Raw genomic sequence first — 12334 nt, 5'->3', positions numbered from 1 at the left:
CCTACGCCCGGCGGGGCTAAATTGCGCCACTTGTGGGGGGAAAGCGACACGCGCGCCCCTCTTGCGCAAAAGCGCGGTCCGTCCTACTAGGGCGCCATGACAGAGACACACCACGAACCCCTTCTTATCATCGACTTCGGCTCTCAGGTGACGCAGCTTATCGCGCGCCGCCTGCGAGAGTTGGACGTCTATTGCGAAATCCATCCATTCCAGAAGGTTACCGATGCCTTTCTGGCGGAAATGGCCCCGCGCGCCATCATCCTGTCAGGTGGCCCGGCCAGCGTTATCGACGAAGGATCGCCCCGCCCCCCGAAGTCGGTATTCGAGATGGGCGTTCCCGTACTTGGCATCTGCTACGGCCAGCAGGTCATGATGCATATGCTGGGTGGCCGCGTTGAGCGCGGTGACGGAACTGCCGAGTTTGGCCGCGCTTATGTCACGCCGACAGCCGAGCGTATCGACCTGCTCAAAGGTTGGTTTCTGGAAGAGCGCGAACAGGTCTGGATGAGCCATGGCGACCACGTTGCTGCCATCGCGCCCGGCTTTGAGATTTACGGCACCTCGCCCGGCGCGCCCTTTGCGGTCACCGCCGATCTGGAACGCAGGTTTTACGCCGTCCAATTCCATCCCGAGGTGCACCACACCCCGAATGGCAAGACGCTCTATCAGAACTTCATCCAGGACGCCGGGTTTACTGGCGACTGGACCATGGCCGCCTACCGAGAAGAGGCCGTTCGCCAAATTCGCGAGCAGGTCGGCGATAAACAGGTGATTTGCGGACTATCAGGCGGCGTCGATAGCTCTGTCGCGGCTGTTCTCATTCACGAGGCGATCGGCGATCAACTAACCTGCGTTTTCGTCGATCACGGCCTTCTGCGACAGGGCGAGGCCGATGAAGTCGTCACCATGTTCCGCGATCACTATAACATCCCATTGATTCACGCAGATGAGGCAGACCTATTTTTAGGTGAGCTTGATGGCGTAAGCGACCCTGAAACCAAAAGAAAAATAATCGGCCGCCTTTTTATCGATGTGTTCCAGAAATACGCAAACGGCATCGACGGCGCCGAATTCTTGGCCCAAGGCACGCTTTACCCTGATGTTATCGAATCTGTCAGCTTCTCTGGCGGTCCCTCGGTGACGATCAAATCGCACCACAATGTCGGCGGCCTGCCCGAAAAGATGGGCCTCAAACTGATCGAGCCTTTGCGCGAGCTGTTCAAGGACGAGGTGCGGGCCCTCGGCATGGAGTTGGGGCTGCCCGCCAGCTTTATCGGGCGCCATCCCTTTCCCGGTCCCGGCCTTGCCATCCGCTGCCCCGGCGAAATTACCCGCGAGAAGCTGGACATCCTGCGCAAGGCTGATGCCGTCTATATCGACCAGATCCGCAAACATGGCCTATATGACGAGATTTGGCAGGCGTTTGTCGCGATCCTGCCAGTACGCACCGTGGGCGTCATGGGCGATAGCCGGACCTACGATTTCGCCTGTGCCCTGCGTGCGGTGACGTCCGTCGACGGCATGACCGCCGACTACTACCCCTTCACCCATGATTTTCTGGGCGAAACGGCGACGCGCATCATCAATGAGGTGCGTGGCATCAACCGCGTGACCTACGACATCACGTCCAAGCCGCCCGGTACCATCGAATGGGAATAGGCGTTAGCGTTTGACGCCGTGCGCCCCGCTGGCTAGGCATCGGGGTGAAACATCCCAAAGGCCGCACAATGCTATATCCCGACGCTGAAAGCTGGCGCAACGCGCCGCGGAAACACGTGCTCTTCTACGGCATGTCTGGGCTGGGCAAGACACATCTGTCGAATATGCTGCGCGAGGCTGGCGACTGGTTTCATTACTCAATCGACTACCGCATCGGCACGCGACACATGGGCGAGTTGATCGCCGACAACGCCAAAGCGCACGCGATGCAGGTGCCGTTCCTACGCGATCTGCTCTTGTCCGACTCGATTTATATCGGCTCAAATATCACATTTGATAACCTCGCCCCCGTCTCGACCTATCTGGGCAAGCCAGGGTCAGTTGCCAAGGGCGGTATGCCAATAGCTGAATACCGCACCCGGCAGGAACAGTTTCGCCGGGCCGAAATCGCGGCGCTGAACGATACAGGATATTTCATCGAACGCGCTGCACGCCTCTATGGGTATCCGCACTTTATCTGCGACACGGGCGGGTCGATCTGCGAATGGGCCGATGGGACCGATCCGAACGATCCGCTTTTGACAGAACTGTCGCAGCACTGCCTGCTGGTCCGGCTTGAGGGTAGCGAGGCCCACACCGCAGAGCTGATCCGCCGCTTTGATCGCGCGCCCAAGCCGATGGCATATCTGCCTGAGTTTCTGGTCACAGCGTGGAGCGATTACTTACGCGATAACAACATGGAAGAGGCCGATGTTGATCCTGATAGCTTCATCCGCTGGACTTATGCCCGCGCGCTCGCGCATCGCAAACCGCGGTATGAAGCGATGGCCTCATGGGGCGTCACACTAACCCCCGCAGATGTCGAGCGCGTCAATGATTCCGCCAGTTTTAATGATGTGATCGCCGATGCCATTGAGAGGCGCACTCAAACGCCTATCTAAGATTTTCCCAAACATCCGGACCCTGCCCCATGCCTATCAAGATCCCCTCGAACCTGCCCGCCTACGACGTGCTCACGCGCGAGGGCGTCATGGTTATGGACGAGGATCAGGCAGCCACGCAGGATATTCGCCCGCTGCGCATCGGCCTGTTGAATCTGATGCCGAAAAAGATCCAGACTGAAAACCAGTTTGCCCGGCTGATCGGCGCGACCCCCCTTCAGATTGAGCTGAGCCTCATCCGCATGAGCGAGCATCAGGCGCGCAATACCGCCGCCGATCATATGGAGAGCTTCTATCGCTCTTTTGCCGAAGTGGCCGCCACGGGCGAGAAGTTTGACGGCCTTATCATCACCGGCGCGCCCATCGAGCATCTGGAGTTCGCCGATGTCACTTATTGGGACGAGCTTCGCCGCGTGTTCGATTGGACGCAAAGCCATGTCCACTCGACCTTTGGTGTGTGCTGGGGCGGCATGGCGATGATAAATCACCTGCACGGCGTCCAAAAACACATGCTGGACGCCAAGGCTTTCGGCTGCTTTCGCCATGAAAACATGCAACCCGCCTCGCCTTACTTGCGCGGATTCTCCGACGATCTGGTGATCCCCGTCAGTCGCTGGACCGAAATGCGCCAAGCTGAAATCGACGCGGCGCCCGGCCTGACCACCCTGCTGCACTCAAGCGAGGTAGGGCCTTGTCTGGTCGAGGATGCGGCGCATCGCGCACTCTATGTCTTTAACCATTTTGAGTATGACAGCGATACGCTGAAGCAGGAATATGACCGCGACGCCGCTGCTGGCACCCCGATTAACGTGCCGTGCAACTACTATCCCGGCGACAATCCATCAGTTGCGCCGCGCAACCGTTGGCGCAGCCACGCGCATCTACTTTACGGCAACTGGATCAGCCAGATCTATCAGACTGTCCCTTATGATATCGCCGCGATTGGGATATGAAAAGGTGCGCAAGGCTATGATACTTTTCGGCCTTTCTATCGCGCTGTTCATTGCCGCGGTTCAGGTGACAGCGGCAGTTCGAGAGAGGCGCGCAGTGCAGGAATTTCCCCCCGAAGGGCAAATTCTGGACGTGGATGGCACGCAGGTTCATGCGGTCGTCATGGGCGCCGGCCCCGATTTGGTCCTTATCCACGGCGCCAGCGGCAACACGCGCGACATGACATTCTCACTCGCGCCGCGCCTCGCGGAGCGCTACCGCGTGATCGTATTCGACCGCCCCGGATTGGGCTATACTGAGCGGCTGAACAGCACCGGTGCGACCTTAATGCAGCAGGCCACGCTTTTGCGCGCCGCCGCACGGCAGCTGGGCGCAGACCGGCCGATTCTCATGGGGCAAAGCTATGGCGGCGCCGTCGCCCTTGCATGGGCCGCCCAATATCCAGATGACGTGGCCGCACTGATTCCCGTGGCGGCGGCGTCGAACCCATGGGACACCGGGCTGGGCTGGTTTTACGACGTGACGTCCTCGGCTTGGGGACAGGCGCTGATCGTGCCGCCGCTTACCGCGTTCGTCCCGCAATCGGTGGTAAAATCGTCGGTCGAGGCCGTGTTCGCGCCGCAGGAGGCGCCAGAAGGGTATTCGGACTTCATCGGCGCGCCCCTGACGCTGCGCCGCATATCCTTGCGCGCAAATGCCGATCAGCGCGCTAACCTACTGGGCGAGATTGAGGATCTTGTGCCGCTCTATGGCCAGATTACCGCGCCCACTGAAATTTTGCATGGCACCGCCGATACGACCGTCGGGTTAGAGATACACTCGGAAAAGCTGGTGCGCCAAATTCGCGGTGCGACCCTCACCCGCCTTCCCGGTATTGGCCATATGGTACAGCACGTGGCCGCGGACGAGGTGATCGCCGCCATCGACCGGGCTGCGAGACGCGCGGGCCTTTAGCGCCCGTTGCACCCTGCACCGCTGCGCCCCATACTATTCCCCGGACAGGAGATATATACGATGACATTGCCTTTTGACGGCGCGATCAGCGCGTATTTCCAACATGGCGCGCCGGCGCACATCCGCGAGGCTATCCGCGCAGCCAGCAAGGACGAAATTATTGAGCCGGACCACCCGTATTCATCGCGAATGAAACGCAAGGAGTACGAAGCGCACCTGCACATGTTGCAGATTGAGCTGGTCCGAATGCAAGCGTGGGCCAAGGCGTCTGGCGCGCGTATCGCAATTATATTCGAAGGGCGCGACGCCGGCGGGAAAGGCGGCACAATCAAGAGGGTGCGAGAGAATCTTAATCCGCGCGGCGCGCGGGTCGTTGCCCTCCCCAAGCCATCAGACACCGAGGCAACCCAATGGTATTTTCAGCGCTACACCGCCCATCTTCCTGCCGCCGGCGAAATCGTGTGTTTCGACCGTAGTTGGTATAATCGCGGAGTGGTCGAGCATGTCTTTGGCTTTTGCACCGACGCCGATCGGGCGCTTTTCTTTGAGCAGGCGCCCGCGTTCGAGCGCATGTTGACCCAGGATGGAATTATCCTGATCAAATTTTGGCTAAATGTCGGCCGGGCCGAGCAACTAAGACGTTTTCTCAGCCGCGAGGGCGATCCGCTAAAGCATTGGAAATTAAGCTGGATCGACGTCGAAGGGCTAAAAAAGTGGGATGATTATTCGGTCGCGATTCGCGAGACGCTAGACCGTACCCATACGCGGCATGCGCCGTGGACGGTTATCCGGTCAGACGACAAGCGGCGCGCACGCCTTGCTGCTATCCAGAGTATCCTGAACGCCGTGCCCTATGACGGCAAAGATGCAGGTGCCATCGGTCCGTCCGATCCTGCGATCAGCGGCGGGCCGGACCTTTGGGTGGATGCATCTGCAAGCCAGGCTACGAATGGTTAAACGCGGGTATCATCACGGCAATCTGCGCCAGGCATTGGTGGAGTCCGCGCTTGCCCTGATAGAGGCGAAGGGGCCTGCAGGATTCACGCTGTCCGAAGCGGCAAGTCGTGCGGGCGTCACGCCAGCCGCGGTCTATCGCCACTTTGCGGGCCGCGAGGACCTCATCGCCGAGGCGGCGCTGCAGGGCTACGAGATGTTTGGCGCGCTTATGGAGCATGCGTACCAATCCGGCCAGCCGTCGGCGCTGGCGGCGTTCGAGGCGACTGGGCGCGCCTACCTCGCCTTTGCCCGGCGCCATCCCGGCCACTATATCGCGATGTTCGAAAGCGGTATATCGGTCAACCGAACGCCCGAACTGGCCGCTGCCGCCCTCGCCGCGCGCCGCGTACTAGAGGAGGCGGCAGGCCGCATCTGCGAGCATATCCCGGAGGGCAAACGCCCGCCTGCGGCCATGTTCTCTGCCCATATCTGGGCGATGAGCCATGGTGTGGTTGAGCTATTCGCGCGCGGCGCACCGGGGGCCGCCAGCCCGTTCGCACCAGAGGATCTGCTGGAATCGGGTATCGGAATTTACCTGCGAGGTTTAGGCCTGATCGCGCAGGATGAGTAATCTGAGGTATAAGATATGGCGATGACAGCCGCGCTATCGGCGCTCTTTTTCGGGGGCTATCTCGTGATGCGGGATCGTTGGCAAGCGCTGGTGTTTCTGGCAATCGGCGCGGGTTATCAACTACTGACATATAGTATGGCCCAGTCGGCCCAAGTGGGACTTGGGCCGACGGTCGCTATCTCGATCGCGTCGGGACTGGGGTATGTGGCATGGTCGAGCAGCCGCAAGGTGGCGGATGGCCGGCCTTATGGACTGCCGCGACTGGTGGTATTTGCCGGATTTGCCGTCAACTGGGCGCTTGCGATCTGGCTTTTGTGGCTCACTGGCACAGTTGATTTTGCCACTTAATCAGGTACTTGCGGCAACACCCTAATCTGAACGCGAAAAGGGCCACCCGAAGGCGGCCCTTTTGCAAAACGTATCCGCCAAACTTAACGCTTGGAGAACTGGAAGCTCTTACGCGCCTTGGCACGACCGTACTTCTTGCGCTCGACAACGCGGCTGTCGCGGGTCAGGAAACCTGCTGCTTTTAGACCGGCGCGAAGGCTGGGATCATAAAGCTGCAGTGCCTTGGAAATACCGTGCTTGACCGCGCCGGCCTGACCAGAAAGGCCGCCGCCGACGACCGTGGCCATCACGTCGAACTGATCCTCGGTACCCGAAATGGTGAAGGGTTGGCGCAGGATCATCTGCAGAACTGGACGCGCGAAATACACGTTCAGCTCCTTGCCGTTGACGACGACCTTGCCCGACCCGGGCCTGATCCAGACGCGGGCAATCGCGTTCTTCCGCTTGCCTGTCGCATAGGCGCGGCCTAATTCGTCGCGGACCGGCTCGCGCGGTGCGAGGGCCTCAACATTCGTGGTGCCCGATGTGATCGCTTCGAGATCTTCGAGGGAGTTGATTTCGTCAGCCATCAGTAATTCACCCGCGTATTCTTGGAGTTCATGTTTTTGACGTCCAGCACCTCAGGGCCTTGGGCCTCATGGGGATGATCGCCGCCGGCGTAGACGCGCAGATTTGTCATCTGGGTGCGGCTCAGGGTGTTGCCTGGCAGCATGCGCTTTACCGCTTGCATCACGACGCGCTCGGGGAACTTGCCCTCGAGGATCTCGCCGGTGGTGCGTGATTTGATACCGCCCGGATGGCCGGTATGCCAATAGTTGGGCTTGTCGCGTTTCTTGCCGGTCAGCTGAACCTTCTCGGCATTGATGACGATGATATTGTCGCCCATGTCCATGTGAGGGGTAAAGCTGGGCTTGTGCTTGCCGCGCAAGCGCATGGCGATAACCGACGCGAGACGTCCCAGAACGATGCCTTCAGCATCGATCAGGATCCATTTCTTGTCGATATCCGCCGGTTTCGCAGAAAATGTCTTCATGACCGCAGAATCCTTAATTGCCGCTGGGGGTGTGGAAAGGTCCGGTTCCCCCTTGGTGATGAGCGGGTTATATAGGGTGTCTGCGCCGCGTCAATACGCACCCGTACGTAAAAACATCAACATTTCAATGGCTTAGAAATTGGGTATATTAATACCCCATCACTGCTTGCTGAAATCAGCCCTTCCTACCCCGCAGCGCTGGTGGGATCGCATAAGTCAGGCTGGCACGCGCGGCGACCTCGTCTGCTCCGTCCGATCTTATCATGGCATCCCCCACCGCCAGCACGCGCCCCAACTTGAGAAAGCGAATATCCGCGATAAGGTCCGCGCCCGCGGCTGGTTTGCGCATGAAATCAAGGCTGCAATTCGTGGTAACGGCCAGCGCCTGCGGCCCGATCATTGCTAAAACGGCTAGATACATCCCCACATCGGCCAGCGCGAATATCGCTGGGCCCGACACCGTGCCGCCGGGGCGCAGGTGCTGCGCGCCGATTTTCAGGCGAATGGTCAGATGCATCGGTCGCAAATCCTCAACCACGAAATCATCTGCCACCTGCGGAAATTCCGCGGACATGAACCGGGCCAGATCATCTACGCTCATCTTTAACGTCATGCTTACCCCGCCCTGTGCCGTCGATTCACATGAGCGGATATCATAGGCAGTGACAAGATGGCGATGATTGAGCGCAGCGGCACCTGCGCGGACGTCCAGCGGCCCTGAAGCACGCCTTCGACGATTAAGCGGAGTTGCCGATTTAGGAGACTTAATTCCACACCGATGCCATCGTGACCGCAACAATGTTGATGACCGACACAGCCGAGCGAATCGCGGCTATTCTTGTCAGGCTCATCCCCGGGCGCACCCAGTCGCGACCCGATTCGCGGTAAATTAGGCGAAAAAGCACCACAGTCGTTGATGATTCTCCGCCAATCTTCGCCAATCCGTGCGAAATGTTTCTAATTTTATACCTTATTATCTCCACATCTGCCGTCTTTCTGCCCCATTCGTCTAAGTTATGCTTCCTACGAATAGTTTTTAGCGCTAACTTCAAATGAGAATTTCGGTCACCGCAGCCGCAGTCATGTCCCTCCAGGCCAGCCTCTCTCTGGCCACCGACTTGCCCGGCGCGGTGACCCGAAATTACTTCCCCAACATCAGCCGTGACGCCTCACTGTTCTTGAGCGTCAGAAATGTTGGCCTCACGCGAGCAATAGCGGCGGGGTACAACGGCCCTAGCTGAGCCCTTTCCAAAGCGCCGACGATGGACTATCTCGCCCGCTATGACACAAGTTTTGAACATCGTTGGCGGCGGCATGGCCGGGGCCGAGGCAGCATGGCAGGCCGCCCATATGGGTGTGCAGGTCATCATTCACGAAATGCGCCCAACGGTTGCTACTTTTGCCCATCGCACCGGTGATCTGGCGGAAATGGTCTGCTCCAACTCCTTTCGCTCGGACGATGATGAGCAGAACGCGGTCGGCCTGCTACATTGGGAAATGCGCGCTGCCAATGGCCTGATTATGCAAACCGCAGACAAGCATCGGTTGCCCGCAGGCGGTGCGCTGGCTGTTGACCGCGATCCCTTTGCCGAGTCGGTGACCAAAGCGCTGAGGGCGCATCCGAACGTCACCATATCAGACGGTGAAATTACCCAAATCCCCAAGGACGGGCACTGGATTATAGCCACAGGTCCACTGACCTCTGCTGCACTCGGGCAGGCCATCGCAGCGGAAACCGGCACGGAGGCGCTTGCGTTCTTTGACGCCATCGCGCCGATCCTGCACCATGACAGCATAGATATGTCGCGCGCCTGGATGCAGTCGCGCTACGACAAAGGCGCGACCGAGGACGAGCGCACGGCCTATCTTAACTGCCCGATGGACCGCGAGACATATGACGCCTTCATCGACGCGCTGCTGGCCGCCGACAAGACCGAATTTCACGAGGGCGAAACAGCTGGCTATTTTGACGGCTGCCTGCCGATCGAAGTGATGGCCGAGCGCGGCCGCGAGACGTTGCGCCACGGCCCGATGAAGCCTGTGGGCCTGACCAATCCGCACCAGCCGGACGTGAAGCCGTGGGCGGTTGTTCAGTTGCGGCGCGATAACGCGCTAGGAACGCTATACAATATAGTCGGCTTCCAAACCAAGATGAAGTACGGCGCGCAAGCAGACGTGCTGCGCATGATCCCCGGCCTCGAGGCCGCGCGCTTTGCCCGGCTTGGCGGTATCCACCGCAACACATTCCTCAATTCGCCCACGCTGCTGGACGACCAGATGCGCTGGCGAGCGCACCCACACATCCGTTTCGCCGGTCAAATCACCGGCGTCGAGGGTTACGTTGAATCCGCCGCCATGGGCTTGCTCGCCGGCCGCCTCGCCGCGTCCGAGATACTGGGCCTGCCACTGGATACACCGCCGCAGGACAGCGCGATGGGTGCGCTGATCCACCACATCACTGGCGGCGCCGAGGCGAAAACGTTTCAACCGATGAACGTCAATTTTGGTCTTTTCCGCCCTGTCGAGGGCCTGAAGGGCGGACGCCGTGGCCGCATGGACCGCTACAAAGCCTATACCGACCGCGCCAAGGAAGCCTGGCAGGGGTGGCTGGATTCAAGTCCGACCTGACCACATGATTTGGATGAGGATAGGACGGAGCATGGTTGATCTAAAATGACCATTAGAACGCGCTTTGCCCCATCCCCGACGGGTCCTTTACATCTGGGTCATGCGTACTCTGCTATGCTTGCATATGATCTGGCACAGGCGCAGGGCGGTACGTTCCTGCTGCGGATCGAGGACATAGACACCTCGCGCAGTCGCCCCGAGTGGGAGGCGCAGATATATGACGATCTGGCATGGCTCGGCCTTTCATGGACGCAGCCAGTCATGCATCAGTCGGATCGCCTGCCCGACTACCGCGACGTCCTTAACACACTGTGGCAACGCGGCCTAATCTATCCTTGCGTCTGTACACGGCGCGATATTGCCGCCTCGGCCAGCGCCCCGCAGGAAGGCACTCCGCTGATCGGCCCAGACGGCATCGTTTATCCCGGCACATGCCGCCAGAAGACCGCAGCGCAAGGGTCGCTACCCGACAACGTCGCGCTCAGGCTAAACATGCGCGCCGCGCATGCAGCACTTGGAGACGCCCCGCTCACCTTTACGGAAATCGGCGCCGGGCCGAACGGAGAGACAGGCCTCATCACTATCGATTGGCGTCACGCCGTTGAGGGAATTGGCGACATCGTCCTCGCGCGCACGGCCATGGGTACGTCTTATCATCTGTCGGTCGTGGTGGATGACGCAGCCCAAGGCATCACGCTGGTCCCACGCGGCGCCGATCTGTTTGACGCGACCGCAATCCACGTGATCCTTCAACGCCTGCTGTCTCTACCCACTCCGGCCTATCACCATCATCGCCTGATCCGCGACGATGCGGGCAAGCGTCTGGCCAAGCGTGACGACGCCCGCGCCATAGCCAAATACCGCGACGACGGTGCGACACCGCAGGATATTCGCCGCATCTGCGGCTTGCCCTAGCGCGTTGTATTGGCCCCGAATAACCAAGCAATCAGTCAGCGACGGGCGCCATCACAACTTTTTCAGCACCGTCCTCAATCACCGTGTAAAAACAGCTGCGCCGGTTGGTGTGACAGGCTGGTCCCGTCTGCTCGATCTTTAGCAGCAGGCAATCGCGGTCGCAGTCGACGCGAAACTCGATCAGTTTCTGAACATGTCCCGACGTCTCGCCCTTGATCCAGAGTGCGCTGCGTGAGCGCGACCAATACGTCACGCGCCCTGTCTTCAGCGTCTGGGCGACAGCGTCCGCATTCATCCATGCCATCATCAGCACTTCGCCGGTCGCGGCATCCTGCGCGATCGCAGGAATCAGGCTGGTATCATTATACGTCAAACTTGCAGGATCGAAACTCATCGGACTTTCCTTTTGCATCTGCCGGTGCGCGCCTTATCTAAGGGGCATCACTGCGAAGGACCAGCCATGACCGCCGATACCGATATGATCAAGCTATACTCGACCCGCATCCTCGCACTGGCGGCCGACATTCCCCGGCACACCCGGCTTGACGCCCCCGGCGCGACGGTTAAGCGGCGCGCGCCTCTTTGCGGATCAACTGTGACAGTTGACCTGACATGCGCGGATGGCACCATCACCGATTACGGACAGGACGTGAAGGCTTGCGCCCTCGGCCAAGCGGCGGCGAGTGTGGTCGGCGCAAACATCGTCGGCTGCACGTCTGCGCAGGTGCGCGAGGCGCAAGGCGCGCTGCGCGCCATGCTGAAGGAGGATGGCCCGCCACCCGCCGCGCCGTTCGACGGGCTCGAAGTGCTGATGCCGGCACGCGAATACAAGAATCGGCACGCGTCGATCATGCTGGCGCTGGACGCGGCCGTGGAGGCGATCGAGACGGCTTGCGCCTGAGATTAACCACATACAACAAAAAAACCGCCGCACATCCGGTTTGGATGGCGGCGGAAGTATGCGTTTTCCCGTGTGGGACCCTCTTCGCCATTGTGGGGATTTTAGAACCCCGAGACGATCGGTGACAGGCAGTGTCAATCGCGTTGCATCAAGTTTTGGGGACAGGAGATGCGGTCAGCGAAGAGGCACAGGATATCGCAGGCAGAAACTGGTTGATCAGAACCCCTCTATCAAAACCCTTGGGCAAGGCCCGGCAGATAGAGGCATCCCATTAACATGACCATCAAGGCAGCGGCGCCTACGGCATCACCCAGCAATGTCTCTTGCGAGCGGGCGGCGACTGTTTTGATCTGGTGTATCATGGCAACGACCTTTCAATTGATCAGTTGCCACTTTGTTCTCATTTTTCGCGGGAAATGTAAAGAACTTATTAAGAA

At 59.6% G+C, this 12334-nt stretch carries 15 protein-coding genes; 10 read left to right on the top strand and 5 right to left on the bottom strand.

What is annotated here, in order from left to right:
* Nucleotides 1-96 precede the first annotated feature (96 nt).
* The 7 genes from guaA (at nt 97) to MK6180000_RS06680 (ending at nt 6420) form a co-directional block, all read left to right on the top strand.
* Nucleotides 97-1659 (top strand): glutamine-hydrolyzing GMP synthase, encoded by a 1563-nt coding sequence (gene guaA / locus MK6180000_RS06710; protein WP_138934037.1) that lies wholly within the window; start codon nt 97-99, stop codon nt 1657-1659.
* Between the two features lie 68 nt (nt 1660-1727).
* The gene (locus MK6180000_RS06705) at nt 1728-2600 is read left to right on the top strand and encodes an ATP-binding protein (protein WP_138934036.1); all 873 of its coding nucleotides are present in this window, start codon (nt 1728-1730) and stop codon (nt 2598-2600) included.
* A gap of 29 nt (nt 2601-2629) precedes the next feature.
* Nucleotides 2630-3553 carry a homoserine O-succinyltransferase gene (locus MK6180000_RS06700; RefSeq protein ID WP_138934035.1) on the top strand — a complete coding sequence of 308 codons (924 nt, stop codon included), beginning with the start codon at nt 2630-2632 and terminating at the stop codon, nt 3551-3553.
* Nucleotides 3554-3569: 16 nt separating this feature from the next.
* Nucleotides 3570-4505, top strand: coding sequence for an alpha/beta fold hydrolase (locus MK6180000_RS06695; protein WP_138934034.1), 936 nt, complete (start codon nt 3570-3572; stop codon nt 4503-4505).
* Nucleotides 4506-4565: 60 nt separating this feature from the next.
* Nucleotides 4566-5462: a polyphosphate kinase 2 gene (gene ppk2 / locus MK6180000_RS06690; RefSeq protein WP_138934033.1), complete on the top strand. Its 897-nt coding sequence runs from the start codon at nt 4566-4568 to the stop codon at nt 5460-5462.
* Nucleotides 5455-6072, top strand: a complete 618-nt coding sequence (locus MK6180000_RS06685) for a TetR/AcrR family transcriptional regulator (protein ID WP_138934032.1) — start codon at nt 5455-5457, stop codon at nt 6070-6072. The genes ppk2 and MK6180000_RS06685 overlap by 8 nt, the downstream gene beginning before the upstream one ends.
* Nucleotides 6073-6087: 15 nt before the next feature.
* Complete coding sequence (locus MK6180000_RS06680) at nt 6088-6420, top strand: hypothetical protein (protein ID WP_138934031.1); 333 nt, start codon at nt 6088-6090, stop codon at nt 6418-6420.
* Between the two features lie 83 nt (nt 6421-6503).
* On the opposite strand, the gene rpsI is transcribed toward MK6180000_RS06680, so the two are convergent.
* The 3 genes from rpsI to MK6180000_RS06665 form a co-directional block, all read right to left on the bottom strand.
* Nucleotides 6504-6989, bottom strand: a complete 486-nt coding sequence (gene rpsI, locus MK6180000_RS06675) for a 30S ribosomal protein S9 (protein WP_138934030.1) — start codon at nt 6987-6989, stop codon at nt 6504-6506.
* Nucleotides 6989-7453 carry a 50S ribosomal protein L13 gene (gene rplM / locus MK6180000_RS06670; protein ID WP_138934029.1) on the bottom strand — a complete coding sequence of 155 codons (465 nt, stop codon included), beginning with the start codon at nt 7451-7453 and terminating at the stop codon, nt 6989-6991. The genes rpsI and rplM overlap by 1 nt, the downstream gene beginning before the upstream one ends.
* 175 nt (nt 7454-7628) lie before the next feature.
* Nucleotides 7629-8066 carry a PaaI family thioesterase gene (locus MK6180000_RS06665; protein WP_138934028.1) on the bottom strand — a complete coding sequence of 146 codons (438 nt, stop codon included), beginning with the start codon at nt 8064-8066 and terminating at the stop codon, nt 7629-7631.
* 668 nt (nt 8067-8734) lie between these two features.
* Here MK6180000_RS06665 and trmFO point away from each other — a divergent pair.
* Nucleotides 8735-10081, top strand: coding sequence for a methylenetetrahydrofolate--tRNA-(uracil(54)-C(5))-methyltransferase (FADH(2)-oxidizing) TrmFO (gene trmFO / locus MK6180000_RS06660; protein ID WP_138934027.1), 1347 nt, complete (start codon nt 8735-8737; stop codon nt 10079-10081).
* Between the two features lie 45 nt (nt 10082-10126).
* Nucleotides 10127-10996: a tRNA glutamyl-Q(34) synthetase GluQRS gene (gene gluQRS, locus MK6180000_RS06655; RefSeq protein ID WP_138934026.1), complete on the top strand. Its 870-nt coding sequence runs from the start codon at nt 10127-10129 to the stop codon at nt 10994-10996.
* A gap of 31 nt (nt 10997-11027) precedes the next feature.
* Here the strand turns inward: gluQRS and hisI are convergent, their stop codons facing one another.
* Complete coding sequence (gene hisI, locus MK6180000_RS06650; protein WP_138934025.1) at nt 11028-11390, bottom strand: phosphoribosyl-AMP cyclohydrolase; 363 nt, start codon at nt 11388-11390, stop codon at nt 11028-11030.
* Nucleotides 11391-11456: 66 nt separating this feature from the next.
* Here hisI and MK6180000_RS06645 point away from each other — a divergent pair, with 66 nt between their 5' ends.
* Nucleotides 11457-11897, top strand: a complete 441-nt coding sequence (locus tag MK6180000_RS06645; protein ID WP_138934024.1) for an iron-sulfur cluster assembly scaffold protein — start codon at nt 11457-11459, stop codon at nt 11895-11897.
* Nucleotides 11898-12127: 230 nt separating this feature from the next.
* Here MK6180000_RS06645 and MK6180000_RS20855 read toward each other — a convergent pair whose 3' ends face one another.
* Nucleotides 12128-12259, bottom strand: coding sequence for a hypothetical protein (locus MK6180000_RS20855; protein WP_281283974.1), 132 nt, complete (start codon nt 12257-12259; stop codon nt 12128-12130).
* Nucleotides 12260-12334 lie beyond the last annotated feature (75 nt).

It is taken from the genome of Roseovarius arcticus (genome assembly GCF_006125015.1).
Lineage (GTDB): Bacteria > Pseudomonadota > Alphaproteobacteria > Rhodobacterales > Rhodobacteraceae > Roseovarius > Roseovarius arcticus.
This window is presented reverse-complemented; position numbering and strand designations above follow the sequence as displayed.

What these genes read in the sequence shown, in the direction of transcription:
- guaA (WP_138934037.1), top strand. Translation starts at nt 97, where the DNA reads ATGACAGAGACACACCACGAACCCCTTCTTATCATCGACTTCGGCTCT.
- MK6180000_RS06705 (WP_138934036.1), top strand. Translation starts at nt 1,728, where the DNA reads ATGCTATATCCCGACGCTGAAAGCTGGCGCAACGCGCCGCGGAAACAC.
- MK6180000_RS06700 (WP_138934035.1), top strand. Translation starts at nt 2,630, where the DNA reads ATGCCTATCAAGATCCCCTCGAACCTGCCCGCCTACGACGTGCTCACG.
- MK6180000_RS06695 (WP_138934034.1), top strand. Translation starts at nt 3,570, where the DNA reads ATGATACTTTTCGGCCTTTCTATCGCGCTGTTCATTGCCGCGGTTCAG.
- ppk2 (WP_138934033.1), top strand. Translation starts at nt 4,566, where the DNA reads ATGACATTGCCTTTTGACGGCGCGATCAGCGCGTATTTCCAACATGGC.
- MK6180000_RS06685 (WP_138934032.1), top strand. Translation starts at nt 5,455, where the DNA reads ATGGTTAAACGCGGGTATCATCACGGCAATCTGCGCCAGGCATTGGTG.
- MK6180000_RS06680 (WP_138934031.1), top strand. Translation starts at nt 6,088, where the DNA reads ATGGCGATGACAGCCGCGCTATCGGCGCTCTTTTTCGGGGGCTATCTC.
- rpsI (WP_138934030.1), bottom strand. Translation starts at nt 6,989, where the DNA reads ATGGCTGACGAAATCAACTCCCTCGAAGATCTCGAAGCGATCACATCG.
- rplM (WP_138934029.1), bottom strand. Translation starts at nt 7,453, where the DNA reads ATGAAGACATTTTCTGCGAAACCGGCGGATATCGACAAGAAATGGATC.
- MK6180000_RS06665 (WP_138934028.1), bottom strand. Translation starts at nt 8,066, where the DNA reads ATGACGTTAAAGATGAGCGTAGATGATCTGGCCCGGTTCATGTCCGCG.
- trmFO (WP_138934027.1), top strand. Translation starts at nt 8,735, where the DNA reads ATGACACAAGTTTTGAACATCGTTGGCGGCGGCATGGCCGGGGCCGAG.
- gluQRS (WP_138934026.1), top strand. Translation starts at nt 10,127, where the DNA reads ATGACCATTAGAACGCGCTTTGCCCCATCCCCGACGGGTCCTTTACAT.
- hisI (WP_138934025.1), bottom strand. Translation starts at nt 11,390, where the DNA reads ATGAGTTTCGATCCTGCAAGTTTGACGTATAATGATACCAGCCTGATT.
- MK6180000_RS06645 (WP_138934024.1), top strand. Translation starts at nt 11,457, where the DNA reads ATGACCGCCGATACCGATATGATCAAGCTATACTCGACCCGCATCCTC.
- MK6180000_RS20855 (WP_281283974.1), bottom strand. Translation starts at nt 12,259, where the DNA reads ATGATACACCAGATCAAAACAGTCGCCGCCCGCTCGCAAGAGACATTG.